The 25139-nt window shown below is 30.4% G+C and carries 25 protein-coding genes; 14 read left to right on the top strand and 11 right to left on the bottom strand.

Features of this window, described 5'->3' with window-relative positions; translation table 11 throughout:
- Positions 1-57: 57 nt before the first annotated feature.
- Positions 58-951 (top strand): sensor histidine kinase, encoded by an 894-nt coding sequence (locus ACHZDT_RS23155; RefSeq protein WP_394777062.1) that lies wholly within the window; start codon positions 58-60, stop codon positions 949-951.
- Positions 952-1049: 98 nt separating this feature from the next.
- On the opposite strand, the gene cysM is transcribed toward ACHZDT_RS23155, so the two are convergent.
- Both cysM and ACHZDT_RS23145 read right to left on the bottom strand, forming a co-directional pair.
- Positions 1050-1937 carry a cysteine synthase CysM gene (cysM, locus tag ACHZDT_RS23150; RefSeq protein WP_394777061.1) on the bottom strand — a complete coding sequence of 296 codons (888 nt, stop codon included), beginning with the start codon at positions 1935-1937 and terminating at the stop codon, positions 1050-1052.
- Positions 1934-2725, bottom strand: a complete 792-nt coding sequence (locus tag ACHZDT_RS23145) for a serine O-acetyltransferase (protein WP_394777060.1) — start codon at positions 2723-2725, stop codon at positions 1934-1936. The genes cysM and ACHZDT_RS23145 overlap by 4 nt, the downstream gene beginning before the upstream one ends.
- Positions 2726-2915: 190 nt before the next feature.
- Here ACHZDT_RS23145 and ACHZDT_RS23140 point away from each other — a divergent pair, with 190 nt between their 5' ends.
- The 3 genes from ACHZDT_RS23140 (at position 2916) to ACHZDT_RS23130 (ending at position 4638) form a co-directional block, all read left to right on the top strand.
- Positions 2916-3617 carry a DUF1003 domain-containing protein gene (locus tag ACHZDT_RS23140; RefSeq protein WP_394777059.1) on the top strand — a complete coding sequence of 234 codons (702 nt, stop codon included), beginning with the start codon at positions 2916-2918 and terminating at the stop codon, positions 3615-3617.
- A 294-nt stretch (positions 3618-3911) separates the two neighbouring features.
- Positions 3912-4097 (top strand): hypothetical protein, encoded by a 186-nt coding sequence (locus ACHZDT_RS23135; RefSeq protein ID WP_394777058.1) that lies wholly within the window; start codon positions 3912-3914, stop codon positions 4095-4097.
- Complete coding sequence (locus ACHZDT_RS23130) at positions 4087-4638, top strand: Smr/MutS family protein (RefSeq protein WP_394777057.1); 552 nt, start codon at positions 4087-4089, stop codon at positions 4636-4638. The genes ACHZDT_RS23135 and ACHZDT_RS23130 overlap by 11 nt, the downstream gene beginning before the upstream one ends.
- 136 nt (positions 4639-4774) lie before the next feature.
- Here ACHZDT_RS23130 and ACHZDT_RS23125 read toward each other — a convergent pair whose 3' ends face one another.
- Positions 4775-5767: a hypothetical protein gene (locus tag ACHZDT_RS23125; protein ID WP_394777056.1), complete on the bottom strand. Its 993-nt coding sequence runs from the start codon at positions 5765-5767 to the stop codon at positions 4775-4777.
- An 87-nt stretch (positions 5768-5854) separates the two neighbouring features.
- On the opposite strand from ACHZDT_RS23125, the gene ACHZDT_RS23120 reads away from it, so the two are divergent.
- On the top strand, positions 5855-6979 hold the full coding sequence (locus ACHZDT_RS23120; protein WP_394777055.1) for a cysteine desulfurase family protein: 1125 nt from the start codon (positions 5855-5857) through the stop codon (positions 6977-6979).
- Between the two features lie 89 nt (positions 6980-7068).
- Here ACHZDT_RS23120 and ACHZDT_RS23115 read toward each other — a convergent pair whose 3' ends face one another.
- Positions 7069-7629 (bottom strand): L-threonylcarbamoyladenylate synthase, encoded by a 561-nt coding sequence (locus tag ACHZDT_RS23115; RefSeq protein WP_394777054.1) that lies wholly within the window; start codon positions 7627-7629, stop codon positions 7069-7071.
- Positions 7630-7895: 266 nt separating this feature from the next.
- Here ACHZDT_RS23115 and ACHZDT_RS23110 point away from each other — a divergent pair, with 266 nt between their 5' ends.
- Entirely contained in the window at positions 7896-8681 is a 786-nt protein-coding gene (locus tag ACHZDT_RS23110; RefSeq protein ID WP_394777053.1) for a DUF5672 family protein, read from the top strand.
- A 20-nt stretch (positions 8682-8701) separates the two neighbouring features.
- Positions 8702-9469, top strand: coding sequence for a Kdo domain containing protein (locus tag ACHZDT_RS23105; RefSeq protein WP_394777052.1), 768 nt, complete (start codon positions 8702-8704; stop codon positions 9467-9469).
- Positions 9470-9582: 113 nt separating this feature from the next.
- Here the strand turns inward: ACHZDT_RS23105 and ACHZDT_RS23100 are convergent, their stop codons facing one another.
- The 3 genes from ACHZDT_RS23100 to ACHZDT_RS23090 form a co-directional block, all read right to left on the bottom strand.
- The gene (locus ACHZDT_RS23100) at positions 9583-10374 is read right to left on the bottom strand and encodes a glycosyltransferase family 2 protein (RefSeq protein WP_394777051.1); all 792 of its coding nucleotides are present in this window, start codon (positions 10372-10374) and stop codon (positions 9583-9585) included.
- A 419-nt stretch (positions 10375-10793) separates the two neighbouring features.
- Positions 10794-11861, bottom strand: coding sequence for a glycosyltransferase family 9 protein (locus ACHZDT_RS23095; RefSeq protein ID WP_394777050.1), 1068 nt, complete (start codon positions 11859-11861; stop codon positions 10794-10796).
- Between the two features lie 61 nt (positions 11862-11922).
- Positions 11923-12690, bottom strand: a complete 768-nt coding sequence (locus tag ACHZDT_RS23090; RefSeq protein ID WP_394777049.1) for a glycosyltransferase — start codon at positions 12688-12690, stop codon at positions 11923-11925.
- Positions 12691-12735: 45 nt separating this feature from the next.
- On the opposite strand from ACHZDT_RS23090, the gene ACHZDT_RS23085 reads away from it, so the two are divergent.
- Positions 12736-13458, top strand: a complete 723-nt coding sequence (locus ACHZDT_RS23085) for a polysaccharide deacetylase family protein (RefSeq protein WP_394777048.1) — start codon at positions 12736-12738, stop codon at positions 13456-13458.
- Here ACHZDT_RS23085 and ACHZDT_RS23080 read toward each other — a convergent pair.
- Together ACHZDT_RS23080 and ACHZDT_RS23075 are read right to left on the bottom strand one after the other, a co-directional pair.
- On the bottom strand, positions 13450-14199 hold the full coding sequence (locus ACHZDT_RS23080; RefSeq protein WP_394777047.1) for a glycosyltransferase family 2 protein: 750 nt from the start codon (positions 14197-14199) through the stop codon (positions 13450-13452). The genes ACHZDT_RS23085 and ACHZDT_RS23080 overlap by 9 nt on opposite strands.
- A 172-nt stretch (positions 14200-14371) precedes the next feature.
- Complete coding sequence (locus ACHZDT_RS23075) at positions 14372-15187, bottom strand: 2,3,4,5-tetrahydropyridine-2,6-dicarboxylate N-succinyltransferase (protein ID WP_394777046.1); 816 nt, start codon at positions 15185-15187, stop codon at positions 14372-14374.
- Positions 15188-15471: 284 nt separating this feature from the next.
- Between ACHZDT_RS23075 and ACHZDT_RS23070 the strand changes: the two genes are divergently transcribed.
- Complete coding sequence (locus ACHZDT_RS23070) at positions 15472-16110, top strand: PAS domain-containing protein (protein WP_394777045.1); 639 nt, start codon at positions 15472-15474, stop codon at positions 16108-16110.
- Between the two features lie 77 nt (positions 16111-16187).
- Here the strand turns inward: ACHZDT_RS23070 and ACHZDT_RS23065 are convergent, their stop codons facing one another.
- Positions 16188-18056, bottom strand: a complete 1869-nt coding sequence (locus ACHZDT_RS23065; RefSeq protein WP_394777044.1) for an LTA synthase family protein — start codon at positions 18054-18056, stop codon at positions 16188-16190.
- 331 nt (positions 18057-18387) lie between these two features.
- Here ACHZDT_RS23065 and ruvX point away from each other — a divergent pair, with 331 nt between their 5' ends.
- Positions 18388-18804, top strand: a complete 417-nt coding sequence (gene ruvX, locus ACHZDT_RS23060; protein WP_394777043.1) for a Holliday junction resolvase RuvX — start codon at positions 18388-18390, stop codon at positions 18802-18804.
- Between the two features lie 124 nt (positions 18805-18928).
- Positions 18929-20425, top strand: coding sequence for a malate:quinone oxidoreductase (locus ACHZDT_RS23055; RefSeq protein WP_394777042.1), 1497 nt, complete (start codon positions 18929-18931; stop codon positions 20423-20425).
- 35 nt (positions 20426-20460) lie between these two features.
- On the opposite strand, the gene ACHZDT_RS23050 is transcribed toward ACHZDT_RS23055, so the two are convergent.
- A complete protein-coding gene (locus tag ACHZDT_RS23050; RefSeq protein ID WP_394777041.1) occupies positions 20461-22683 on the bottom strand; it encodes an FUSC family membrane protein in 2223 nt (740 codons plus the stop codon).
- Between the two features lie 200 nt (positions 22684-22883).
- Here ACHZDT_RS23050 and def point away from each other — a divergent pair, with 200 nt between their 5' ends.
- From def to ACHZDT_RS23035, 3 genes are all read left to right on the top strand, one after another.
- Positions 22884-23474, top strand: coding sequence for a peptide deformylase (gene def / locus ACHZDT_RS23045; protein WP_394777040.1), 591 nt, complete (start codon positions 22884-22886; stop codon positions 23472-23474).
- Between the two features lie 67 nt (positions 23475-23541).
- The gene (locus tag ACHZDT_RS23040; protein ID WP_394777039.1) at positions 23542-23955 is read left to right on the top strand and encodes a DUF5606 domain-containing protein; all 414 of its coding nucleotides are present in this window, start codon (positions 23542-23544) and stop codon (positions 23953-23955) included.
- A 325-nt stretch (positions 23956-24280) separates the two neighbouring features.
- Positions 24281-25063 carry a carbonic anhydrase gene (locus ACHZDT_RS23035; RefSeq protein WP_394777038.1) on the top strand — a complete coding sequence of 261 codons (783 nt, stop codon included), beginning with the start codon at positions 24281-24283 and terminating at the stop codon, positions 25061-25063.
- The last annotated feature ends 76 nt before the right edge of the window (positions 25064-25139 follow it).

Here is a 25139-nt window from a genome sequence, read left to right as displayed (position 1 = left end):
TTCGTCCTGTATTATAATCATAGTGTATCGCCTACATCAATTTTAATTTTCTCATTGATGATGACTTTGCTGGCTACCTTAATAACACTTTTGATTTTAAATCAATTAATTAAGCCAATTTCTATTGCATCAAAATCATTAAATGATTACAGGAATAATAGAAAATTATCTGTTTTACCAACAGAATATGAAGACGAAGCCGGTTTATTAATGTGTAATATTCAGGAATCTATTTATGAAGCCGAAAGTTTTATAAATGAAAAACAAGATTTGATTTATATGCTTTCGCACGATTTGAAAAATTTTGCAGGAAATCCTCAGGGTTTGGCGAAATTAATTATTAGCGAAAACCCATCAGAATCAATTCGGCAATTAGCCGAATTAATATGTGAATCGACAAATTTGCAATTTAGATATATCGAAAATTTCATCAAATTATTGCAGGAACAGGATCGTGTTGTAAAAGGCAATCAGGAAAGCAGAAACATTTTGTTGCATGGAATTGTGCCTTTTATTAATGAACAGCTGGAACAGCGTTTGATTGAAAAAAATATAAAATTGAATTTGAGTTTAGAACTTAGTGAGGCTAAACTTAGAATTGATGAAGGTTTGCTGATTCAGGTTTTAGTAAATTTAATTAGTAATGCTATTAAATTCTCCTATTTTGACAGCGAAGTTAAAGTTAGAATTTACAATGAAAATTCAAAGTTGGTAATAACTGTTTTGGATAAAGGTATTGGCTTTGATAAAAATCAGATTGATGAATTATTTAAGAAATTTACTAAAATGAGCCGATTAGGAACTGCAAATGAATCCTCAACCGGAATTGGTTTATACCTGTGCAAAAAGATCATCGAAAAAAACAAAGGAACTTTAAGCGCAACAAGCGAAGGCAAAAATAAAGGTGCCGAGTTTAGAATTGAGTTTGAAAGTGAGGTTCTAAGAAGCTAAGTTGCTGAGTTGCTAAGGTTTTAAAATAGAAAATTACTCGTATTTATACTTATAGTTAAGGAAACTTAGAACCTTAGCAACTCAGAAGCTTAGTAACTTCAATCAAATAAATCCGAAGACAAATAACGATCACCGCGATCGCATATAATGGCAACGATTACGCCAGATTCTAATTGTTCGGCTATTTTTAAGGCAACGGCAACAGAACCTCCGCTGCTCATTCCGGCAAAAACACCTTCTTCAAGGGCTAATCTTTTGGTCATTTCTTTAGCTTCTTCTTCGCTTACATCAATTACGCTGTCTACTTTTGAAGCATCAAAAATTTTAGGTAAATATTCCTTTGGCCATTTGCGTATTCCGGGAATTTGTGATCCGTCGCTTGGTTGTGCACCAATGATTTGAATTGCGGGATTTTTTTCTTTCAAATAAGTCGAAGTTCCTATGATAGTTCCGGTTGTTCCCATTGCCGAAACAAAGTGTGTAACCGTTCCGTCAGTATCGTTCCAGATTTCAGGTCCTGTGGTTTTATAATGTGCTTTCCAGTTATCATCGTTCGCAAATTGATTTAGCATTAAATAACCGCCTTCAGCCACTTTTTTGTCGGCATAATCCCTTGAGCCAATAATTCCTTCGCTGGCAGGCGTTAAAATTACTGTAGCGCCATAAGCTCTCATAGTTTGAGTTCTTTCTTTTGTTGAATCTTCCGGTAATATTAATTCTATTTCAATTTGAAACAATTGTGCAATCATTGCCAGAGCAATTCCTGTGTTACCGCTTGTAGCTTCAATTAGTTTGTCGCCTTTTTTAATATCACCTCTTTCTAGAGCAGCGGCAATCATGTTATAAGCAGCTCTGTCTTTTACACTTCCGCCGGGATTATTTCCTTCTAATTTTAGTAAAAGTTTTACATTTTTATTTTTAACCAAATTGACAGTTTCCATCAATGGAGTGTTTCCAATTAGGTTAACCAATTTTTGTGCGTTCATTTTTTTTCTTTTATTTTAACTTCAGTTGTAGTAGTATTGGTTACGATAGAACCTTCAGGAATCGATTTTGTTATCCAGGCATTTCCTCCCACAATACTATTTTCGCCAATGATAGTTTCTCCACCTAAAATAGTAGCATTGGCATAAATGCAAACATTAGCTTCTACGGTGGGATGTCTTTTGGCATTTTTCATTTCCTTGCTTACGCTCAAAGCGCCCAAAGTAACGCCCTGATAAATTTTTACGTTCTTTTTAATTACGGTTGTTTCGCCAATAACAATTCCTGTGGCGTGATCAATAAAAAACGGAGAAGCAATATGAGCTCCGGCATGAATATCAGTTCCAGTAATTCTATGCGCGTATTCGCTCATTAATCTCGAAAATAGTAACAAATCCAGATGGTATAATTCATGGCTTAATCTATAAATTGCAATGGCAAAAAATCCTGGATAACCTAAATAAACTTCATCAATACTATTTGATGCAGGATCGTTTTCAAGAATATATTCCGCATCCTGATTTAGCTTTTCAAGAACACCTGGTAATTTCTCCAAAAATCTATCCCAAATTGATCCACATAAATTTGATGGTTTTTTGCAGGCTAAAACAGCAATTTCCTTAAAGCATACTTCGAGTTCGTTGATGCTTTCGTCTAAATCAGCATTCGAATCAAAAAGGGTATAAAAAAGCTTCTCGGTAAAATCTTCAGTCTTGGTTTTGATTCCGTAATTTATATTTAAATGGCTTTTTAAAGCCTTAATATTTTGTATGATAGTGTCTTTAGTCACAATTGTAAAATTGAGTGGATATTTAAAACGCTAAAAGTAGTGCGTTTTTTGTAAATAAGGACACGAATTATCTAAAGAAATTTTGTGCTGAGAATCGTATTTGTTATAAATGGAATAATATTAATTGCTGCTTTTTTATATGATTCTAAAGAAGTTAAATGCGTAAATTAGCCAGTAAAATTTATATAAAATGAAAAATAATTCGACTTTTAAAAGTTCCATTTCGGATGTTTCTTTTCCTGAAAGTGAGAAAATTTGGGGAAAATCTATTCATGATCCTATTTTGGGACTTATAATTAAAGATTTTCCATCTTTTAATGATACTGATTGCATTGGAGTAAAGGAGTTAAATAAATACCGTCAAATATACATTTCGAACTATTTGTCTACAGAAATCGGAACACTTTCTGATCTTGAAAAAAGTGTTATTACTTCTTTAAAAGAAGATAAATCAATTGTGAGCATTGTTGAAGATGAAGAAGAGACCAGAAGTTTTGGTCAAAAAATTGCCGATAAAGTAGCTGATTTTGGCGGAAGCTGGACTTTTATACTTTCCTTTTTATTTTTTATTATTGTCTGGATTTCTGCCAATGTTTACATTTTAGTCAACAAAGGTTTTGATCCATATCCGTTTATTTTACTGAATTTGATTTTATCATGTATTGCAGCTTTGCAGGCTCCGGTAATTATGATGAGCCAAAATCGTCAGGAAGAAAAAGATCGAAATCGTGCTAAAAAAGATTATATGATTAACCTGAAATCAGAACTTGAAATTAGAATGATTCACGATAAAATTGATCATTTGATTATGCATCAGCAACAAGAATTAATTGAAATTCAGAAAGTGCAAATTGAGATGATGAATGATATTTTGAATCAGATAAAAAAGTAATTTGAAGAGAATTTCAATTCGGAAAAAATCAAAAATAAAAAGAGTAAAATAGGATAGAAAACGTTCTGAATATTGCCGAAAATTCTCTTTGAAAAAGTAAGAATAAAAAGCAGAGCAAATACATTGTAAAAATTGGATTTTCATAAGTGTTTTATACAGTATTAAATCATATATAATTTTCGGAATATGAGTGTTTGTTTTTACAATTTTGAAGAAAAAATGTTTGACGAGATTCAAACAGAAGTGATGTACTATTTTAAAGTTTCATACTTTTGAAATCTTATACTTAAAAAAATGAAAGCTTTTAAAATTATAATAATGATTCTTGCTATTTCGGTTGCGTTATATGAGCAGGTTTCACCAAAAAAAAACATTTATATTACGGTAATTGCAATTGTAGTATTCATGTTTGGAATGATGCAATTGAGTGCTAAAACGCCTAGTAAAAATCAAGATAAAGAAGAACAAGATGTTGACTAAAGGAGATAAGGTTTCAGTATTAGACGAAGCCATAAACGGAACAGTAGTTTCAGTGAAAAACAACGAGGTTTTGATTGAAACCGAAGATGGATTTACGATGACATTTTTTGTCAATGAATTGCTTAAAATGCAAGAATCCAGTAATTTAATGAATTCCATTAGAAGAATTGATTTAGATGAGATTATAAAAGAGAAAACGGAGCCAAAAGCAAGGAGTTTTGTAAAAGAAAAGAAGGATAAACGCGAAATTCCTGCTCCTGAATTTGATTTGCACATCGAAAAACTTGTGCCCAATAAACGCGGAATGTCAAATTATGATATTCTGACTCTGCAGACTGAAACTGCAAAAAGACATATTGAATTTGCAATTAAAAATCGCATCCCGAAAATCGTTTTTATTCATGGTGTCGGTGAAGGAATCCTAAAAGCCGAACTTGATTTTTTATTGGGGCGTTACGACGGAATTGATTTTCAAGATGGCAATTATCAAAAATATGGCTTAGGTGCCACCGAAGTTTATTTTAGGCAAAACAATAAATAAGATGTTTTTTACATCTGAATTTGTTGTTTTTCAAGCATAAAAAAACGTCCGTTTTTCGTTCTGATTTGTAATTAAATCAGTTTGAAAAACGGACGTTTTTTTGTAAGAAATAAAAGTTTTTTTAGTAGTTTCGGAATTATGGTACTACAACAGTTACTGTTCCTAAAACAAATGTAGTTGCTAGCTTAAAAGTGCTGTTTCCTTTTTGAAGAGTTGCATTTTTCAAAACAACTTTATGTCTAAATACTTTAAGATCATTTGTAGTAGTAACCTCTATTGTACCGCTTACATTTGCAACTCCATCCTGCCCAACCCATGTATCAAGAACTGCTGGGGTTGTTGGCGTTTTTTCTGTGCAAAAATAGCTTTTTGTATCAACAGGTAAACCACCACTATAAGTTCTGTAGTAAAGTTTGTTTGTTGTTCCGCTTAGATTAATTAAACTAGTTCTTGGTGTACCCGTTGGAGTTGCTTCATTAACAATTAAATCGGCTATATTTTCAAGAACCAAAGAAGATACGGTATTATCGTTGTAGATTTTCTTTGTATCCGAACAGTAATCAGCATTCTCATCAGTAAAACTTACAACTACCGGAGTAACGGTTGTTTTATAGTCTCCAAAACTAAATTCTTCCTCAACTTGTGGTCCTGAAGGTTTTAAAAAAGTAATATTTCTAAAATTAATATTATGATTATAACCCGTAATTTTAGTACTTCCGTCGGTTGCAGTATTATCTGTAATAGGTGTAGTAGTAATTACAATTTGTCCGGCTGTTGCCTGCCATTCTTCTGTTACTTTAGGTGATGTTGGAGGTATTGCGCCACAAATATTAGCTGTTGCAACCGTACCATCATAAGCTCTGTAAACTACACGATAAAGTGAATTGTCGATATCGTAGATTAATGGTTTACCCTCAAGTGTTGGATCGTTTATAATTCTATCATTAGGCAATTGAATCAGCAACGATTCCTGAGTTTTAAGTCTGTATATTAAATTATTTGTCAAGGGATCACAGCTTTGAGATGTAATACTTGTATCGTCAAAATCAATAGTGTCTACTGTTAAATCACCATCATCGCAACCGTTTAATAATAGTGCGAAAAGCAGAAGGCTTGCATATTTTTTCATCGTAATTTTATTTGACGTCAAAAATAGTGAAAAATTTGGCAAATGATATTTAAGATTTCACAATTGATATTTCATAACTTTGCCGTAATGAAAAAAGTATACCTCGATAACGCCTCTACAACCGCTATGCGTCCTGAAGTGATTCAGGAAATGACTAAAGTTATGGCAGAAGATTTTGGTAATCCATCTTCTACTCATAGTTTTGGACGAAATGGAAAGACTATTTTAGAGCTTTCCAGAAAAAGTATTGCCAAACATTTAAATTGTTCTGCACAGGAAATTATTTTTACTTCCGGCGGAACCGAAGCTGATAACTGGATTCTTCGTTCTGCGGTTGAAGATCTTAAAATAGAACGCATCATTACTACTAAAATAGAGCATCACGCTGTTTTGCATACTGTTTTAGTATTAGAATCTGAATATAATGTTCAGGTGGATTATGTGAATATAAATCCTGACGGAAGTATCGATTTAACACATTTGTCTAATTTACTATCCGAAGAAAAAAAGACAATTGTGAGTTTAATGCACGTAAACAACGAAACAGGAACTATTTTAGACCTGGACAGAGTTGGGGTTATCTGCAAACAATACAATACCTTATTTCATTCAGATACCGTTCAGTCTATTGGGAAAACGGAAATTGATCTGCAAAAGATTCCTCTGGATTTTATTATTGCAAGTGCACATAAATTTCATGGACCAAAAGGAGTTGGCTTTGCTTTTATTCGAAAAAACTCAGGTTTACAGCCTTTAATTTTTGGCGGAGAACAAGAAAAAGGACTTCGTGCGGGAACAGAAGCTGTACATCAAATTGCGGGAATGGCAAAAGCTTTGTCTCTTTCATATGAAAATTTAGAAGAGGAAAGAAAGTATATTTCAGACTTAAAAACTTATCTGATCGATCAGCTTGAAACTCATTTTTCGGGCTTTAGAATCAACGGTAAAAAAGAGGATTTTTACAATATTATAAATATTATTTTACCTTTTTCTGCTGATAAAACATCTATGCTTTTGTTTAGTTTAGATATGAAAGGAATTGCAGTTTCAAGAGGAAGTGCATGTCAATCCGGAAGTATAAAACCTTCGCATGTTTTAAAAGAAATGCTTTCAGAAACAGATTTAAAACTCCCAAATCTCCGAATTTCATTTAGTCATTATAACACAAAAGAAGATATTGAATGGTTGATTGAGTGTTTGAAAAGTATTTAAAAAAAGGTTCAGAGGTACAGAGGGGTAAAGGTTCAAAGTTTTTTTTGCAGATTTTAGAAAATCTAAAATCTGCAATCTAAAATCTAAAGTTATTTACGAATCACTTTTACCTGCGAATCTTTTGTCAGTTTTATTATTGTTGATGGTTTTCCTGCCACTTTATCCCGATATAGGTTTACCACATAATCAACACCTTTTATGATTTCCGGATTGATATCTTTGAACGCAATAGGAGTGGGCTGACCTGAAATATTTGCCGAAGTTGAAACTAAAGGTTTCTTCATTCGCTCTAATAATTTAAAGCAAAAAGGCTCTTTTACAATACGAATTCCTAATGAATTGTCTGGTGCAATAATATTTGGCGCCACGTTTCTTGGTTCATCCAGTATTAAAGTTGTTGGTTTTTCAGATACATCTAAAATTTGCCAAGCTACTTCGGGGATATTTTTAAACACATTATACATCATTTTTTCACCATTCATCAATACAATCATGCTTTGCGTTTCGGCACGTTGTTTTAGTTTGTATATTTTGGCAACAGCTTCAGGATTTGTAGCATCGCAGCCTATTCCCCAAACGGTATCAGTAGGATAAAGAATAATCCCTCCTTCTTTGATGATTTCGTATGCCTTTATTATTTCTTCGTTCATTATCTTGGTAATATATTTTATAGATCAGTTTGTAAAAGTAGTAATTATAAATCATTTCAATAATTTATTGAATTGGTTAATGGTGTTGCTTTTGCCTGAATATTTTATTTTGAATTAAATTTTTATAAGTAATCAAGTATTTTCTTGTTTATAAGATTATTTTTGCTGTATTATTCAGAATTTGAAATAAATTCTAATCAAAAGTTTTTTTACAACAAGTGACTTGAAAGTTTGATGTAAATTTAAATTTAAAATAAAATTGTAACATGTCTCAGAATCTTGTAAAAATAGTAATTCCTGTTTATAGGGAATTTTTTGGTGAACTTGAAGAAAAATCTTTTTTGCAATGCTGCAAAGTTTTAAAGGATTATGAAATTGTAATTGCGCATCCGGAGGGATTAGATCTTTCTTTTTTATCTCAAAAGTTTGAAAAAATTACCTCTAAGAGTTTTCCTAAACATTATTTTTCAAGTATAAATGGATACAATGAATTGTTATTAAAACCATTATTTTATGAAAGTTTTCCGGATGCTGAATATATTCTAATTTATCAATTAGACGCTTTTGTTTTTAAAGATGAGTTAAAAAATTGGTGTAATAAAGGTTACGATTATATAGGATCGCCGTGGTTAGCGACGCCAGTTGATTCATTAGGAATGAAAATTTTTGATAAAATTGCGAGAATTTTTTGGTCTAAAAAGAAAAGAGAAAGGCAGCAAATTTTCTTTAAAGTTGGCAATGGAGGTTTTTCCCTTCGTAAAGTAGCATCACATTTGGCGATTACAAAAGAACATCAACAATTTATTTCTGATTTTTTAACTGAAAAAGAAAAGAAAATCTATGCTATCGAAGATGTTTTCTGGTCATTGAAAGCTCCTGAATTTGATAAAAATTTCAAAATCCCCAATTATAAAGAAGGGGCATTTTTTGCTTTGGACCGAAAACCAGATCTTGGTATGAAATTAACAAATAATGAACTTCCGTTTGGTTGTCACGGTATCAATAAACCTAAAGTGATCCACTTTTGGAAACCAATAATTAATCAATATTAAACACATTTTTTGTATATACTATGATTACAAAATATAAATTTTCCGGCGCAATTATAACTTCACAAGAGGTACTTTCTCTTTTTCAAAATTTTCATACTTCAGGAGAACTTTTTGGAAATGGAGATCGTAATAAAATTAAATTATTTGATGTTAATGGAAAAACTATAAATATAAAGTCATTTAAAATTCCTAATATCATTAATAAAGTTGCGTACAAATATTTTAGAAAATCAAAGGCGAGACGCTCTTTTGAGTTTGCTACAATTTTATTACAAAACGGCGTGGGTACTCCGCAACCAATCGCGTTTCTTGAAAATTTTAATAGTATTGGGCTAAGAGACAGTTATTATGCAAGTGAGCATTTAATCACGGACTTAACCTTTAGGGAGCTTGTAGAAATTCCGAATTTTCCTGATCATGACAATATACTAAGACAATTTACCAAATTTAGTTTTGAGCTTCACGAAAAAGGAATTGAATTTTTAGACCATTCGCCAGGTAATACTTTAATAAAAAAAAATACAGAAGGAAATTATGATTTTTTTCTCGTCGATTTAAACAGAATGAAATTTCATGATTCGATGACTTTTGAAATGCGAATGAAAAATTTATGCCGTTTGACTCCTTTAAAGGAAATGGTCGCTGTAATGAGCAATGAATATTCAAAATTATATGGAGAACCTGAGCAAAAAACTTTTGATACTTTATGGAAGTTCACAGCTGATTTTCAGGAGCAATTCTATAGAAAAAAGAACTTGAAAAAGAAACTGAAATTCTGGAAAAAGTAATTGTATGAAGGTTAAAATCGAATAGAATTAAAAGCAATATCAATATAAGAAAGGACAAGAACCATTAATAAGAATATGGTTTTTGTCTTTTTTTTAAAGTTAATTTTTAAATTCTATTTGAGATTATTATTATTATTATTATTATTATTAAGTTTTTTTAATTCTTTATACCGCACATAGATACTTAGAGCATTTAAATAACAAATTACAATTCCTTTTTTTCCATCTAATATGCCTAATCTTATCAGGTAATCATATAAAAATTTGTAGACTGGTTTTAAATAAAGCTGAATTAGATTTGTTTTTTTTTGTTTTAAAAAAAGCTCTTTTGCTCTTAGTTTTCCATAACTAATCATTTTGTTTTTATAAATGGTATAATCTGAAAATGAATAATGAATTAGTTTGTGTTTTAAAATCCCAACAGAACCTTGCACGTATAGTGTTTCGTGTACTAAACGCGTGCTGATATAGGATGCTTTGTCTTTTTTAAAAAGCCTGAAATTTTTATCAGTCTGCCATCCGCTAAAATGTAGAGGTTTATTTTTATACATAAATTTGCGAACAAAATAGTACGCATTTTTTGTTACAGGAGAATTTACAGTTTCAATTATTTCATCACGTAAAGCATCAGGAATTCTTTCGTCAGCATCTAAAAATAGAATCCAATTATGGTTCGCGTATGAAAGAGCTAAATTTCGTTGCTTAGTGTAATCTTCAAATTTATTTTGAATTAAGGTTACATGACTATAAGATTTTACAATTTCGACTGTTTTATCAGTACTAAAAGAATCAACGATGATTAGTTCATCTACAAAATTCATGTTTTTGATTAATTCTTCTATATGATTTTCTTCATTAAATGTGATTACGAGTCCACTTATTTTATTTTTAGAAAATGTATTCATGAAAAGAGAGTTTTTATTTTATTAATTTATCATTATTAACCCTGTTATTAAATATAGACATTTAAGAATATTTGTATTTTTTGAACAGTACATCTTTAAAATTAAATTGCTTAATATTAATAAAGTAAAGAAATATGTTTTAATTGCGAAATAATAATTACAAGAATCTCTTAAAAAAGCGAGATACTACTTTCGTAATTATTACTTCGATATTAATGGCTTTAATGAAAATGTTTTATTAAATATTGATTGATTTGCAAATGAAGTAAAATAAAAAAGATTTAGAAAACATTTTTTACTGTTCTCTAAATCTTTTTGTTTAAATACATTCGCATCAAAAAATAGTAGCTCAAAATGAGCAAAGAGTAGCGGTTAAACTATTCTGTTTTTTGTTTTGTAATTATAAATGTTTCGGTTTATTATTGATGCTGATTTAGAAAAAAGCTAAGTTTATCTTCGAATAATTCAGGATTGAATTTATCGTATAAGGAAGATATAATTGCTTTTATTTCTTTATTTGTAAGACCATTTATTAATTCAGGATTATAATCACTTAGATGCACCGAGATATTTTGTAAACCATCTTCAAAAGTAGCCCAGTCATTTTTATCAACGTGTGGAGAAAAAATTGTAAAGGAAGGTTTATTAAGAGCTTTTGCCATATTTATGGCGCCTCCGTCATTTCCAATAATAAAATCACACTGATTCATTATTGCAATAAATGACCTGAGGTCACTACCTAATAAATCAAAAAATACTTTTTCCTGTGTACTTTTTGTACATAATTGAAGTATTCTTTTTGCCTCTTCAATTTGATTTGGAAAATAATTAAAAAGTATTTGAATGTCTCTGTTATTGGCCACATGGTCAATAACTTTTGCCATATATTCAGAAGGATATGTTTTTGATTTTTCGCTCCCTAATAAACTTATCATCACAATTTTTTTGCTGTTGCTTATTTGGTGGTTGGCAAAAAGAGTAATTGCATCCTGATTTTCTTTTTGATTTACAAATAATTTTGGATGCGGATCTATTTTAGTATCGTCCAGCTTTAATGAATTTAATAATAAAAGGCGATTGTCTATCGCTTGTCCGTATTTTGCCGGCTCCTCTTTTTTTAACCGTTTCGTATTATAATTATAAAATAAAGACGAATACCATTTATAATATGATATTTTATATTTAGAGCCTGAAAACAGAGTAATTAAATTTGTTTCTAATTTTCCATAAACATCAATTAATATATCATATTTCTTAGATCTGATTTCAAAGAAAAACTTAAATAAAGATGGATACGATTTTCGTGTTTTTTCCGGAAGTATAATTACAGAATCAATATTGGGATTGCCAATTAAAACATCTTTACAATTAGAATAACACATAAAGTCTATAACTGAATCCGGATATTGTTGCTTAAGAGAATTACACAAAATACTGCTTACTAGTACATCACCAATTCTTTTTTGCTGTATAACTAATATTTTCATTTACAAATGGAGTTTTATAGGGTTTGATAATTGGGTGATATTTTTTGTTTTAAAAAAAAAATCAATCCATATTTCGGTATAATAACCATAGAATAAAATAACGTTTTAAAACGGAAAAAGAACTAATATAAGCCAAAATAAATCCTTCACGGCCATTTAGAAATCCTAATTTAAAAAAATATTGATTTATAAAAAGAAAAAAAGGTTTCATGAAAAAATGATAAATATTTGGTTTTTTATTCTTTTGAAATAAAACCAAAGCTTCTTCTTTTCTAATTAAATTTAGTCTGCTGTTAAAGTCTTCAAAGTTTTTATAAGAAAAAGAATTTATTTTATTTTTGAAAAGTTTTAATCTTTTAGGCGGATTACGATTAAAATCTTCTGAGTATGAGAATCTTGTTTTATCAAAAATCAAAAGTTTCTTTTTATTTAAAAACACACCGTATTTTATTGTTTTGCCAAAGAAAAATAAAGTTTGTCCGGCAAAATAACATTCAGCAGCTTTTGATTTATCAATTTCTGTAGTGAACTCATTTATAAGTTCCGGAGATAAAAAATCTGTAACATTAATTACTATTACCCAATTGTTCGCTGCAGAATTAATTGTTGATTGTATGATATCGGCCCTGTTATTTTCACTTTGCTGAATTACAGTTATACCTGCTTCCTCTGCAATTGAAACGCTTTTATCTGTGCTGTTATTATCAATTAAGATAATTTCTTGGGCAAATGATAAATTTTTAATATGTTTTTTTATATAGATCTCATCATTATAACAAAGTGAGATAATGCTTATGTTTTTGATTGACACGATTTTTGATTTTTTCATCAAAAATAATCTTAAAATAAATAACTTTGTCGAAAAATAATTAAAATGTCCAAATTACCAATTTTAATGTATCATAACATTTGTCAATCTAAATCAGGTAGTAATAAATTGACAGTTTCGGCACATAATTTAGAAAGACAATTTCAATATCTAACAGACAACAATTATAAAACATTCCATTTTTCTGACTTAGAAAAAATGAAATCAATTCCAGAAAAAAGTATTGTCCTTACTTTTGATGACGTTACTGAAAATCAATTGATTTATGCCTTGCCTTTATTAGAAAAATACAAATTAAAAGCCAGTTTTTTTATTCCTTTTAAATATATCGCAAAAACAGATTTATGGAATGAAAACGGAGAATCTGCACAAAAAATAATGACAATTGAGCAATTAAAACAATTGCCACCGGACATAATTGAACTTGGTTACCATTCTTATGAACACAATAGATATCAGGAATTAAATGCTTTAGAAATTCAGGATGATTTTTTAAAATGTGAACAGGAAATCAACACTCACAATTTAAATGTATATCCTGCAGTTGCATATCCTTACGGAAATTACCCTAAAAAAAGTACAGAAAAAGCAAATTTTAAGGCATTACTTAGCCAAAACAAAATGAAATTTGGATTAAAAATTGGCAATCGTCCTAATACATTTCCATTTAAGGATACTTATGAAATTAAACGTATAGATATTAAAGGTTTAGATAACCTAATAGTTTTCCGACTAAAAATAAAATTTGGTAAATTAAAACTATTCTAGATTTTTTTCCAGCAATAACATCTTAGCATATCTTGAAAAAACACCATAAGCATCGATTGAAGCTGCTGCAAGTCCGGGAACCCCATCAAGATAAACTCTTTTTATAAAATAAGTATGAAAAAAACGGTAGAGTGGTTTAAAGAATAATAAAAAAAGAGTTGTTTTTTTACCCTTATTAAATGACATATTTGCCTGAAACCATGCATATTTATCTTTTTTACTTATAAAATGAGATAAACCTTTATAAGTATAATGTATCATGTAGTTTTTTAATACAACAGGTTTGCATTTTAGGATTAATTTTTCATGCACTTCATTTTCAAAACGAATATTGTCATTTTTTACCAAGCGCGTTACTTTATCAGTGTAATGAAATAAGAAACGATCCATAAAAAAGTGAGGAAACCAAATTCTGTAAGCATCAAATTTATTTAAAGTAATGCATTCAAGAATTTCATGCTTAAGTTTATCAGAAACTCTTTCGTCAGCATCCAGAAAAAGAACCCATTCTCCAGTGGCAGAACTAATGGCATGATTTCTTTGGTTGCAATAATTATCAAATTTTCTATAAATAAGTTTCGCTCCCAGATTTGAAACAATTTCAGCAGTAGAATCAGTACTATGTGAATCTAAAACAATTATTTCGTCAGCAAATGCAACAGATTGAATTGCATCAGCAATATAGAATTCTTCATTGTAAGTTAATATAATAACAGATAATTTTTTACCTTCTTTAGACATTAGTAATATTTTAGAATTCTATTTTTTTTCCTATTTTCTTTCTTTAATTTTTGCTTGCAAAAGTTGTACAATAGTATAATTTTTTTTCTGATTTTTGACAAAAAAAATCCATTCTTTCTAATAGTAAGAAAGAATGGATTTTTTAATTTTTTTTATGGAGGATTATATCATATTACACTGCTACATCATATTCACGAAGCGCATTATTTAATGAAGTTTTTAAATCTGTAGATGGTTTACGGGTACCAATGATTAAAGCACATGGAACCTGAAATTCACCGGCAGCGAATTTTTTAGTATAACTTCCAGGAATCACAACTGAACGGGCAGGAACAAAACCTTTCATTTCAACTGGCTCATTACCTGTTACATCAATAATTTTTGTTGAAGCAGTTAAGCAAACGTTAGCACCAAGAACAGCTTCTTTACCTACGTGAACACCTTCGACAACAATACAACGAGAACCAATAAAAGCTCCATCTTCTATAATTACCGGAGCAGCTTGTAATGGCTCTAAAACTCCACCAATACCAACTCCACCACTTAAGTGTACATTTTTACCAATTTGAGCACAACTACCAACAGTTGCCCAAGTATCAACCATAGTTCCTTCGTCAACATATGCACCAATGTTTACATAACTAGGCATCAGGATAACGCCGCTTGAAATGTAAGCTCCATAACGGGCAACAGCATTAGGTACTACACGAATTCCTTTTTCAGCAAAACCTCTTTTTAGCAACATTTTATCGTGATATTCGAAAATACCAGATTCCCATGTTTCCATTTTTTGAATTGGGAAATACATAACAACAGCCTTCTTTACCCATTCGTTTACCTGCCACTTATCACCAACTGGTTCAGCACAACGTAATTTTCCTGTATCAACCAATTCTATCACTTGTCTGATAGCATCAGTTGTAGTAGTTTCTTGTAGTAAAGCTCTGTTTTCCCAAGCTTGTTCAATTATAGTTTGTAAAGAATTCATAAGTTTTAATTTTTGGCAAAGATAGCGTATTTGTGCAAATGCAAAAAGGTAAAAGCTTTTGATAATGTTACAGATTTAACTTTTTGTTTTTAATTTGATAAATAAAAATTCTCCCTTACTGAATTTTATTGACCTAGATATCCTCTATAAGTTTTTTAAATGTCAGAATATGACAAAAATCAGGTTTTGAGTTTTTTGTTCTGATTAATTTTGCGTCATTAATTTCTATAAACATTTAAGAAATTAAAAATAGTATTCCAAAACAAATCATTAACTAGCAAGACATGAATCAGGAAAATCATCTTCAAGGACAAAAAACTATTATAGATAAAGAAGTCTCATGGGACAAAACTCAGGTCATTATGAGTAAAACAAACGCTTTTGGCATTATTGAATATGCTAATGAAGTATTTGTAGACGTTTCAGGATATGAAGATTATGAATTAATGGGACAGCCACATAATATTATTCGCCATCCTGATATGCCTAGAGTAATTTTTAAAGTACTCTGGGAAAATCTTAAAAACGGAAAAAACTTTCATGCCATTGTAAAAAACTTAGCAAAATCAGGAAGGTATTACTGGGTCATAACCGATTTTGAAATCTCAAGAGATGAAAATGATGTTATTGTAAATTATTTTGGAAGACGTCAGGCTGTTCCTCAAGAAGTTATCGCATTACATATTGAACCTTTGTACAAAAAACTATTGCAAATTGAAGGAGCAAGCGGTATGGAATTCAGCGAAAAATACCTTATTGGATTTTTAGAAGAAAAAAAGAAAAGTTATGTTGAATATATCAAAGATTTGATTTTTGAACATGAAAAAGGTCATGCAAAATTTGCTCAATATGACGAACGCGCAATAGACGAGGAGGAAGAGGAAGAAGAAAGAGGTTTTTTTAGCAGACTATTTAGCAGGTAGGGATTTTTTAGGTTTTGAATATTTGGATAAAGTCCGTTTTGAGTTTTTCAAACGGACTTTTTTCTATTGTCTAAATTTTAAATCGCTAACTTATTACTGGTCACCCTTTCATTAAAAGATTGAATATAAGCTTTTAGGAATTTTTCGTATTCCTTTACTTTTGACGGATCTTTTTTCATTAAATTATTTTTCAATAAAACGTCCTTTTTCCAATCATACAAACCAATTGTCTGGTTATTTGCAAAAGCAAGATAATAGTCGTCCTTTATATAATGATAAGTTCCCTGAAGATAATAAACCACAAAACTTTGTTTTGATTTGTAGCTTTTTCCAAAACTTACCATATCAGTTTTTATGTTCAGATAATCCAATATACTTGGCATAATATCAATTTGCTGAAAGTTTTTTTCATCAACACCGATTAATTTAGGATTAGACGGATCGAAAAAAAGTATTGGAATCCTAAATTTTCCAATATTTGTTTTATCAATATCTTTATTTCCTCCTGACGAAGTATGATCAGATGACAGCACAAATAAAGTATTCTTGTACCAGCTTTGCTTTTTTGCAGTCTTAAAAAATTCTCTCAGAGCATAATCTGTATAGGCAATACTTTCCTGAATATCAGTTGTTCCCTTTGGAAATTTCTCTTTATATTTATCAGGAATAACATAAGGATTGTGTGAAGAAATCGTAAACAGCGAACTAAAGAAAGGCTGTTTGAAAGAGGATAATTTTGTGGCGTAAAATTGTAGAAATTCTTCGTCAAAAATTCCCCATTTTCCGTCAAAAGCTTCTTTTCCTGTATATTGATCTTTGCCAAAATAATGATCAAAACCTGCTACTTTAGCATATTGATCAAAGTTTTGACTGCCATTAAAAGCACCATGAAAAAATGAAGTATTGTATCCTTCCTTCTTAAAAATCTTCGGAAGACCATTTATTTTATTTAAAGAATAGCTTGAAGATATAAATGAGTTATTCATCAAACTAGGAATGCTCGAAAGTATTGACGGAACAGCATCTATAGAAACTTTTCCGTTTGCGAATCCATTTTTAAAATAATATGATTTTGTAATAAGAGAATCTAAAAAAGGAGTTTGTCCACGCGCAATATTTTCATTTCCAAAACTTTCTAAAATTAAAATCACTACGTTTTTTTTAACGGCAGCATTTTTTGGTTTTAAGGAGATAACCGGATTATAAATTGAAACAAGTTCATTATTGTCAAAATATTTTACGTTGTCAATGTCTTCCTTTTTTGTAATAGTTTTTAAAATTGTAAATGGCGTGTTTAAAACTAATGCAGTATTGCTAAGTGCACCGTATTTAATTCCGTCAACGATTTTTATAGGTTTTTTTCTAAATCCTCCGCGGCTTGCAAGCAATATTATAATTATTGAAAACAGTAAGTAAGTATACTTAATATAATAATCTTTTCTTGTTAACTTTTGCGGTACTAAATTTTTATTCAAATTTGGAATTAATTTCCAAAACAAGAAACTTATAATTATGAATATAAGCCAGATATACCAGAATTCTTTTAAAAAAGAAGGTATAAGTCCCATCGCTTCATGTTCCATGCCTTTTGCAGTAATCATACCAAAAGTGCTTCTTCTGCCTGTGAAACGATAATAAATAATATCAATAAAATTTGTTGCAATAAACATAAGATTTGCAACGTAAAATGAAATTTTAAGATATTTTTGATAAGCAGGAGTATATTTAAAATTTCCGGGAAGTAAATGCGCAATTAAAAATATAATATTTATGTAAGCAATTGCAGCAATATCAAAAATTAATCCGCCTAAAAATGTTTGAAAAGTAAAATTTTCAAACAAGTTTAAATTCATAAAGAAAAACAACAATCTGCTAAACTGGTAAATCACAATAATTAAAAAAAATCGTTTCAAAAATAAAGCAATGCTTTTTTTATAATTAGTCATATGGACTTAGTTGAATTTAAATATTTATAGATTTTTTTGTGTGATTAAACTGTTTAATTGGGCGCGCAAACTTAACGAAAAATTTACATAGAAATTGAAGTTTTTTAAGAATAAAGTATTTTAAAATTGTATTTTTTATTTATAATCTGATATTATGTTAAATTTCTTATAAAATTTAAAGAATAGTGTGTTAATGTTGTTTTTCAATGGCTATAAAGATGTTTTTATTTTGATTTATTTGTTAAATTAATGATCCTTTAACGAAACGAAATTTTTCGTTCTCTAAAGAATCTGAAAATTAAAAATAGTTATCTTTGATAAAAATTACAAAATGCCAAGAATTCTATCCATAGATTACGGACAAAAACGTACAGGAATCGCTGTTACAGATGAAATGCAGATTATAGCTTCGGGTTTAACGACGGTTCCAACTAATACTTTAATAGATTTTTTGAAAGATTATTTTTTAAAGGAAAAAGTAGAAGCAGTTTTAATTGGCGAACCTAAACAAATGAACGGACAACCCTCAGAAAGTGCTCCTTTAATTAAAGGTTTTGTAACTCATTTTTCTAATATTTTTCCTGACATGAAAGTAGTTCGTGTTGATGAACGCTTTACATCCAAAATGGCATTTCAGACCATGATTGATAGCGGATTGAGTAAAAAGAAGCGTCAGGATAAAGGATTAATTGACGAAATTTCGGCTACAATTATGCTTCAGGATTATCTTTCTTCAAAACGTTTTTAATTTTTCTCTAGTTTTAATTTAATAGTTCTTTATTTTTAGCAAAAACATAACTTTTATCATGTATTTTTAGTTTTTTTTTGCAATTATAAAAAGTACCTTTGCACTTTAAACACAAATTACTGTTATGCCTGACAATACAATACGTTCCAATAGTGAAGTAGTGCTTATTGGAGCTGGAATTATGAGCGCAACTCTTGGATTAATTTTGAAAGAGCTGCAACCTGATATAAAAATTGAAATTTACGAAAGATTAGATGTTGCTGCTGCCGAAAGCTCTGATGCTTGGAACAATGCAGGAACAGGACATTCCGCTTTTTGTGAGCTAAATTACACACCAGAAAAGGCTGACGGAAGTATTGATCCTAAAAAAGCAATAAGTATTGCAGAATCTTTTGAGATTTCCCGACAGTTCTGGTCCTACTTAGTGCAGGAAAATAAGATACCATCTCCAGAAAATTTTATTAAAAGTGTTCCCCACATGAGTTTTGTTTGGGGAGAAAAAAATGTAGAGTATCTTAAAAAGAGATTCGAAGCTTTGCAAAGCAATCCTATATTTTCTCAAATGGAATTTAGTTCTGATTTTGAAAAATTAAAAGAATGGATGCCACTTGTAATGGAAGGCAGGGAAACTAATGAAAAATTAGCGGCTACACATATGGAAATTGGTACCGATGTTAATTTTGGAGCCTTGACCAGAAGCATGTTTAATTATTTAGAAAAACTTGATGGTGTTTCTTTATACTTTAATCATGAAGTAAAAAAATTGAGACAACGCGAGGATAAATCATGGAGAATAAAAATCACTGATTTAACAACTGATCAAACAAGAAAATCTTATACTAAATTTGTATTTATTGGAGCTGGTGGAGGTTCATTGCCATTACTTGAAAAAGCAAATGTTCCGGAAGGGAATGGTTATGGAGGTTTCCCGGTAAGCGGACAATGGTTGAAGTGTACAAATCCGGAAGTTATTGCTAAACATCAGACAAAAGTATACGGAAAAGCAAGTGTTGGAGCGCCGCCTATGTCTGTTCCTCATATTGATACACGTGTAATTGATGGGGAAAAAGCATTACTTTTTGGACCTTTTGCAGGATTTTCAACCCGTTTCTTAAAAAATGGTTCTTATTTAGATTTACCATTATCCATAAAAGCAAATAATTTAATTCCGATGTTATCAGCGGGATTTCACAATATACCGTTAACTAAATATTTAATAGATCAGGTACGTCAATCTCCAAAAGACAGAATGACAGCTTTACGCGAATATTTACCTACGGCACGTTCTAAAGACTGGAAACTTGAAAAAGCGGGACAACGTGTTCAGGTAATTAAAAAAGATGAAAAAGAAGGTGGAGTTTTAGAATTTGGAACGGAAGTAATCAATACACATGACGGAACTTTAGCAGTATTATTAGGCGCTTCTCCGGGAGCATCCACTGCCGTTGCAATTATGGTAGATTTAATTAGCCGATGTTTTACAAGTCAGATCAAAACTCCGGAATGGGAAGAAAAAATGAAAAAAATGATTCCTTCTTACGGACAAACTTTAAATGATAAACCGGAACTTTTAGCAGAACTTAGAAAACATACTTCTGATGTTTTAAAACTGACGAATTAAAAGTTTACGTATAATAAATAACAAATCCAGATGAATTAATCTGGATTTGTTGCTTTAAATTCTTCCGTAATTTTTAAAATCTTTTCTGCCAGATTGCTCATCCATATTAATTGTTCGATGACCATTTGGGCTTCCTGCATTTTTGCCTGACGCGTTTCCTTATCAAGTTCGTCATCCTTAATTAAACGCGTAAAATTGATTCGTTTAAGTTCTTCAAATTGCAAAGTCACATCTTCCTTATCAAAAAAAGTATCCGTTATAATAACTTCATTTCGCAAAATAGAAATCGAATGATCTAAATTTGAAAGTATTGTTTTTATAATATAATTAAATGATTCTGAGGCTGATGTTGTCTGATGCGATTGAATATAAGTCGATAATGAAGCTAAAGCCGATAATATCGAATGATTCAAAACAACCAATTTATTAACTAGTGGGAGCGTTTTTTGTTTCGATTTTGGTTCCTGCATCATACGCTGAAAAGAAGTCATCAAATTACCAATTTCAACAAAAGCATTCTTTCTTGCCAATCGGTATGATGTTGGGATTTCTCCTTTTTTATTATAAAAATCAGCAATTTCCTTAAGATAATTTCTATTAGCTCTAATCGAATTTTCAATATGAATTGGAGTATTAATAAATTCCCACGCCGGCCATAAAAACTGATTCGCTAAAAAAGCCAGTGTTGCTCCGGCAAGTGTATCTATAACTCTAAATTGTATCACCTGAACAATATTAGGAACCAAAATTCCATAAATAAAAACAACATACATAGTAACAAAAGTGGCACTAATTTTATAGTTGATTTGTGTAAAGGAAATCCCCAAAAGCATACAAACAATAGATAATATACTAAGAGCAAAGTGATTTTGAATAATTAACACAATCCCAAAAGCAATAACCCCGCCTAAAATAGTTCCGAAAATTCGATTATAAGAACGTTCTTTGGTTAAACCATAACCCGGACGCATTATCACAACAATAGTCAGCAAAATCCAGTATGTGTTTTGAACGTTTAATAATCCACCTATAATTAAACCAATCATAATTGTGATTGTAAGTCGCAATGAATGTCTGAAAATAGAAGACGAATAACTTAAATTTTCAATTAAAGTACGCAACGGATAATATTGAGGCGTCAGGAATTTTTCGAGTTCTTTGTCTTTATCTTTTAATTTATAGGACTGCATTGCCAATGAAAAAGCACGCTGGATAATTTTAATTTTCCCGACTTGGTTTTTAGCATATTTCAGCATATTGGTCAACATCAAAACACCTTCGGCAGCTTCATCTTTGCCTAAGCTTTTTTCATAATCAAAAATGGCAAATTCAAGAGCGTCAAGTTCGTTTTTCAAGTCATTTTTATCAACATAAACACTAATATGATGTACGTTTTTAGAAAGTTTCTTTAAAGTCGAAGCCAGTTTGTACGCTACATTTTGATATGTTCTGAGCACATCAGGATGTTTCGCAAATTTTTCATGAAGTTTACTATGATCGAATGATGTGTATAAAGCAAGTTCCTGAATTTCTACCAATGTGATGAATACAAGTAACATTTTTCGGTTTTGGCTCGTAGCTGCAGATGCGTTTTGATTGCCGATAAGCATTTTTCTTAAATCCTCGTGAATCAGATTCAAATCAACCTGAACGCTTAATTGTTTCTCTATAATGGCTTTTCTATTGGCTTCGGGAGACCATAAATCACCTCTTAATTTCAAATATTTTGCCGTTAATTTTATTCCTTCTGCAATTTGCAATTCGACATACTTATAAGGTTGTACAAAATGAAATACAAGCGATACAATTAAATATAAAATTCCACCAATAAAAATAAATCCGGAATATTGAAAAGCTTCTAAACCAGTGTGTAAATGACCAAATGACAATGAAATGGATAGTAAAGCCGAAAACGAAACTAAAGTTGCGCGTTGTCCATAAACAGAAATCATCGAACATAAAAAAAGTAAAAGAACTAAAAAAGGATAAAATAAAAATGGATAAGGATAAACAAGATTTACTAATAAGTTAACACCTGAAACTATAAATGAAGCAACAATAAGACCTTTTATTTTATGGCTTAAAGAGCTGGGAACATCACTGGGATAAGTAAAAAACGCGCCTAAGGCAATTGTAAAGCCTATTTCGAAATGTCCCATAAAATTCAAAATCAAAACAGGAACAACAGAAGCAATAGTAACTTTTGAGGCGTTTAAAAAGGAAGTACTGTTGGTAAATTTCGAGATACGATCAATCATATAATGAGGTTTACTAACAAAAGTACGAATTGTACGAAATAATTTGGCATAATTATGGATGAGATTTTAAACAGTAAGCAAAAAATGCGATATAAAACGTCTTTAGAATTATTCTTGAGTATTTTTTACTATTTTTGCCAGCTGAATTATGAGAACTAAATTCAGGAGTTTTCATTAGATAATACATTAAAATAATACAAATGATTTTACCAATTGTAGGATATGGTGATCCTGTTTTAAGAAAAGTGGGTGAGGTAATTACGCCGGAATATCCAAACTTAAAAGAAATAATCGCAAACATGTACGAGACAATGTACAACGCATTAGGAGTAGGACTTGCTGCCCCTCAGGTAGGCGTGCCTATTCGTTTGTTTATTATTGATACGACTCCTTTTAGTGATGATGATGATTTACCTGCTGATGAGCAAAAAGATTTAAAAGGTTTCAAAAAAACTTTTATCAATGCTAAAATTCTTAACGAAGAAGGTGAAGAATGGAGTTTTAACGAAGGTTGCCTGAGTATTCCTGATGTTCGCGAAGATGTTTACAGAAAACCAACCGTTACTATTGAATATTGCGAAGAAGATTTTGTAATGAAAACAGAAGTTTTTGATGGTTTGATTGCAAGAGTTATTCAGCACGAATACGATCATATTGAAGGAGTTTTATTTACGGATAAAATATCATCATTAAAAAAACGTTTGATACAAAAGAAATTAAAAAATATTACCGAAGGCAAAACATTTCAAGAATACAGAATGAAATTTGCTGCCGCTAAAAAAGGAAGATAATTGATTTGAGAAATCAAGTTCAATAAAAATATAATAAATCAAATTCTTAATACTAATTTTAATAAACATGAATTTAGAGAAAATTTTAGCCATATCTGGGAAACCAGGTTTATATGTATTGAAAGTGCAAACTCGTACAGGTTTTGTGGCAGAATCATTGACAGACGGAAAAAAAATTACAGTTAACCTAAAAAGTAACGTAAGTTTATTATCAGAGATTTCAATTTATACTTACGATGGAGAAAAACCATTGACTGAAGTAATGCAACGTATTGCAACAAAAGAAAATAAAGGTCAGGCTATTTCTCACAAAGAAGATAACGCTACATTAGCAGCTTATTTCAAAGAAATCCTTTCTGATTATGATGAAGAAAGAGTTTATCCTTCGGATATTAAAAAAGTATTGAACTGGTACAATACGCTTCAGGCAAAAGGTTTAGTGACAGATTTAGCTCCGGCTCCAACTGAAACTCCCGAATAAACTCCTGCTGTTGAAGAAAAACCCAAAAAAGCTCCAGCTGCTAAAAAAGCAAAAGCCAAAAAAGAAGAATAGTAATTTTTTATATTCAAAATTATAGTAGTCCTGTTAAGATATTTTCTTAGCAGGATTTTTTTTGTAAGTTTTTTATTATTTTATGACTTTTGTTAGTTATGAAACAAAATTTAAAATTTATTTTTGTAAGAAATAACTCAATATGTAATTGTTTAAGATTATTGAAGAAAATTGCGTTATAAACTCAATTTGTTGATTTCAAAAAAGATTATATCAGAGCTTATTTTAAACAATTAAAAATTTTAAATATAAAATGAAAAAATTAACGACAAAAATTTTGCTGGTTTCTGCATTGATGACAATCGCAGCTTGTACAGACAAAACCAGCATTTATCAAGATTTAAAAGAGGAAGAAAAGAAACATTGGAATTATGAAGGCGAAACTGGTCCGGAGCATTGGGCAGAAATTGATCAGAATGATTGCGGAGGAAGCGCACAATCACCAATTGATATTGTGGAAACAGAAACGGATAATACTTTACTGCCAATTGATTTTCATTATGACACAAAAACAAGAATCCATGACGTGGTAAACAACGGACATTCGATTCAGTTTGATTTTGAGCCAGGCGATTATATTATGATCGATGGAGATAAATATGAGTTAAAACAATTCCATTTTCATGAACCGGCAGAACATACTATTCGTGGTATTAGATATCCGTTAGTTGTTCACATGGTTCACATGAATAAGGATGGTAAGTATGCCGTAATTGCAATTATGGCTCAGGAAGATAAACAAAGCAATGAAGCTTTTGAATTTCTGGATAAATATTTACCGGCAAAAGTAAATGAAAGTATAAAAATAAATGAAGATTTTAATATAAATAGTGTCTTGCCTGAAAACAGAACATATTATACTTATACAGGTTCGCTTACTACTCCGCCATGTACGGAAGGCGTTCAATGGTATATTTTTAAAAATTCAATTGGAGTTTCTTCAAAAATTATTGAAGATTTAAGAAAAATAATGCCGGTGAATAATTTTAGAAACGTTCAGCCACTAAATGGGCGAATAATCAAGGAATCAATATAAAAGATTATTATATATTAAAGAAGGTCTTTTGACCTTCTTTTTTTGTTTATTAAACGAATTAATTAGTAAAATGAAT

This window comes from Flavobacterium sp., assembly GCF_043722275.1.
In the GTDB taxonomy this organism is placed as follows: domain Bacteria; phylum Bacteroidota; class Bacteroidia; order Flavobacteriales; family Flavobacteriaceae; genus Flavobacterium.
The sequence above is the reverse complement of the archived record's forward strand: the minus strand, read 5'-3'. Positions and strand labels throughout refer to the sequence as shown.

Excerpts from the sequence above, each read along its gene's own strand:
- ACHZDT_RS23155 (WP_394777062.1), top strand. The coding sequence starts at position 58 with ATGATGACTTTGCTGGCTACCTTAATAACACTTTTGATTTTAAATCAA.
- cysM (WP_394777061.1), bottom strand. The coding sequence starts at position 1,937 with ATGAACGCACAAAAATTGGTTAACCTAATTGGAAACACTCCATTGATG.
- ACHZDT_RS23140 (WP_394777059.1), top strand. The coding sequence starts at position 2,916 with ATGAAAAATAATTCGACTTTTAAAAGTTCCATTTCGGATGTTTCTTTT.
- ACHZDT_RS23135 (WP_394777058.1), top strand. The coding sequence starts at position 3,912 with ATGAAAGCTTTTAAAATTATAATAATGATTCTTGCTATTTCGGTTGCG.
- ACHZDT_RS23130 (WP_394777057.1), top strand. The coding sequence starts at position 4,087 with ATGTTGACTAAAGGAGATAAGGTTTCAGTATTAGACGAAGCCATAAAC.
- ACHZDT_RS23125 (WP_394777056.1), bottom strand. The coding sequence starts at position 5,767 with ATGAAAAAATATGCAAGCCTTCTGCTTTTCGCACTATTATTAAACGGT.
- ACHZDT_RS23120 (WP_394777055.1), top strand. The coding sequence starts at position 5,855 with ATGAAAAAAGTATACCTCGATAACGCCTCTACAACCGCTATGCGTCCT.
- ACHZDT_RS23115 (WP_394777054.1), bottom strand. The coding sequence starts at position 7,629 with ATGAACGAAGAAATAATAAAGGCATACGAAATCATCAAAGAAGGAGGG.
- ACHZDT_RS23110 (WP_394777053.1), top strand. The coding sequence starts at position 7,896 with ATGTCTCAGAATCTTGTAAAAATAGTAATTCCTGTTTATAGGGAATTT.
- ACHZDT_RS23105 (WP_394777052.1), top strand. The coding sequence starts at position 8,702 with ATGATTACAAAATATAAATTTTCCGGCGCAATTATAACTTCACAAGAG.
- ACHZDT_RS23100 (WP_394777051.1), bottom strand. The coding sequence starts at position 10,374 with ATGAATACATTTTCTAAAAATAAAATAAGTGGACTCGTAATCACATTT.
- ACHZDT_RS23095 (WP_394777050.1), bottom strand. The coding sequence starts at position 11,861 with ATGAAAATATTAGTTATACAGCAAAAAAGAATTGGTGATGTACTAGTA.
- ACHZDT_RS23090 (WP_394777049.1), bottom strand. The coding sequence starts at position 12,690 with ATGAAAAAATCAAAAATCGTGTCAATCAAAAACATAAGCATTATCTCA.
- ACHZDT_RS23085 (WP_394777048.1), top strand. The coding sequence starts at position 12,736 with ATGTCCAAATTACCAATTTTAATGTATCATAACATTTGTCAATCTAAA.
- ACHZDT_RS23080 (WP_394777047.1), bottom strand. The coding sequence starts at position 14,199 with ATGTCTAAAGAAGGTAAAAAATTATCTGTTATTATATTAACTTACAAT.
- ACHZDT_RS23075 (WP_394777046.1), bottom strand. The coding sequence starts at position 15,187 with ATGAATTCTTTACAAACTATAATTGAACAAGCTTGGGAAAACAGAGCT.
- ACHZDT_RS23070 (WP_394777045.1), top strand. The coding sequence starts at position 15,472 with ATGAATCAGGAAAATCATCTTCAAGGACAAAAAACTATTATAGATAAA.
- ACHZDT_RS23065 (WP_394777044.1), bottom strand. The coding sequence starts at position 18,056 with ATGACTAATTATAAAAAAAGCATTGCTTTATTTTTGAAACGATTTTTT.
- ruvX (WP_394777043.1), top strand. The coding sequence starts at position 18,388 with ATGCCAAGAATTCTATCCATAGATTACGGACAAAAACGTACAGGAATC.
- ACHZDT_RS23055 (WP_394777042.1), top strand. The coding sequence starts at position 18,929 with ATGCCTGACAATACAATACGTTCCAATAGTGAAGTAGTGCTTATTGGA.
- ACHZDT_RS23050 (WP_394777041.1), bottom strand. The coding sequence starts at position 22,683 with ATGATTGATCGTATCTCGAAATTTACCAACAGTACTTCCTTTTTAAAC.
- def (WP_394777040.1), top strand. The coding sequence starts at position 22,884 with ATGATTTTACCAATTGTAGGATATGGTGATCCTGTTTTAAGAAAAGTG.
- ACHZDT_RS23040 (WP_394777039.1), top strand. The coding sequence starts at position 23,542 with ATGAATTTAGAGAAAATTTTAGCCATATCTGGGAAACCAGGTTTATAT.
- ACHZDT_RS23035 (WP_394777038.1), top strand. The coding sequence starts at position 24,281 with ATGAAAAAATTAACGACAAAAATTTTGCTGGTTTCTGCATTGATGACA.